The sequence below is a fragment of the Moorena sp. SIO4E2 genome, assembly GCF_010671945.1.
In the GTDB taxonomy this organism is placed as follows: domain Bacteria; phylum Cyanobacteriota; class Cyanobacteriia; order Cyanobacteriales; family Coleofasciculaceae; genus Moorena; species Moorena producens.
Map to the genome: position 1 here is coordinate 1 of NZ_JAAHIE010001075.1, position 1786 is coordinate 1786.

1 protein-coding gene is annotated in these 1786 nt (G+C 42.0%); it reads left to right on the forward strand.

The features are described 5' to 3' along the window. Positions 1-350: 350 nt before the first annotated feature. Complete coding sequence (locus tag F6K37_RS40790) at positions 351-1721, forward strand: IS110 family RNA-guided transposase (RefSeq protein ID WP_287256999.1); 1371 nt, start codon at positions 351-353, stop codon at positions 1719-1721. Positions 1722-1786 lie beyond the last annotated feature (65 nt).

A 1786-nucleotide genomic window follows, 5' to 3' on the forward strand; every position in this document is an offset into this window, starting at 1 on the left:
TACCTGCAACTGTTCGGGGGTGACACATTTTGTATGGTGCGAGCAGTGCGTCTCAGTAAAACAGATAATCTCTCCAAATTATATGATCTGATTTAACTTATTTTGGGTCTCCACAACTTTTTACTGAAAAGCAATACAAAGGAGACGATGTCTCCACTTTAGATGAAAGAAACAAGTTAAAATCGCTCGCAAGTACAGACAGTTAAGACCGACAGGGCACTGGTGTATAAAAACCCGATGAAAAGCAAGGTTCCAATTGAGCGAGCACTTAAGATTGATGGCTGTGACCTCGTTTAGTAGAGTTTCGAGTAATCTCTCAATTGGGTCTGTATGGAAGTGAGTGAATGACAATGCCAAGAAAAACCAAAAAGAAGACCCAAAAACGTAAAATTGTAAAGCTAGAGAGCCTAAAAAAGCTGAATCTTAACGCAGCTGGAATTGATATTGGTGCTGATGAGATTTATGTCTGTGTACCTGAAGATCGAGATGCTCAAACGGTACGCAATTTTGGCACATATACTCAAGATTTATTTGAGGTTAGCCGTTGGCTGAAAGAATGTGATGTTGACACCGTTGCAATTGAATCAACCGGTGTTCTTTGGATTCCTCTCTACGAGCATCTTTCAGAACAAGGATTTGACGTTTGTTTGGTCAATGCAAAGCATATAAAAAATGTTCCGGGCAAAAAGACAGATGTGCTCGATTGTCAATGGCTCCAACAACTTCATACTTATGGGTTGTTACAGGGCTCATTTCGCCCAAAAGAAGAAATGGTTCAACTCCGTTCACTTGTCCGTCAAAGAGCAATGCTGATAGAGTCTCGTAGTCGTCATATTCAGCATATGCATAAAGCCCTACAGCAAATGAATGTAAGACTGGATCGGGCCGTATCTGATGTGACTGGCAAAACTGGTATGTCAATTATTCGTGCGATCATCGACGGAGAGAAAAATAGCCGTCAATTGGCAACATTTCGAGATGGTCGTTGTCGGCTTTCTGAGGAAGAAATTGCCAAAGCTTTAGAAGGAAATTTTCGAGACGATCATCTCTTTGCGTTGAAACAGGCTGTTGAGCTTTATGATTTTTACACACAAAAAATCGTTGATTGTGACATAAAAATTGAATCCCGATATGCAATTTTACACCCAGAGTTCCATCAAGATTTACCTGCTTTACCTGCAGCTAAGAAGCATAATAAAGTGGGTAACCAGCCTCATTTTGATTTACAGTCCGATCTCTATCAGCTTTGTGGTGTTGATCTAACCGCGATTGAAGGTGTCTCTACTCTAACGGTACAAACCGTCATTTCTGAAATTGGTTTGGATATGTCCGTTTGGCCAACAGCTGCAAAGTTTGCTCGCTGGCTGGGTCTCGCTCCTAACAATCAAATAACAGGTGGAAAAGTTATTAAACGAGGAACTTCTAAAGTGACCAATCGAGCTACTCAAGCTCTTCGTATGGCGGCTCAATCGGTTTATCGTAGTGATGGGCCAATTGGGCGCTTCTATCGACGAATAAAACGAAAACATGGGCCACAGGTTGCCATCACAGCCACCGCTCATAAATTGGCAAGAATTATTTACGCTTTGTTAAAGAGCAAAACCCCATATCAGCCACAGCTTTTAGATGATTACGAAGTCAAGCGGGAGAAATACCGGTTACACCTGCTTCACAAGCAGGCGCAAAAACTCGGATATGATTTAACCCCTATTCAATCTTAGTAGACTTTTGTTTCTTAGTAGCCGTGATGGTGAGAGGGGCGAGGATGCGAAGGAGCGGAGTTAGG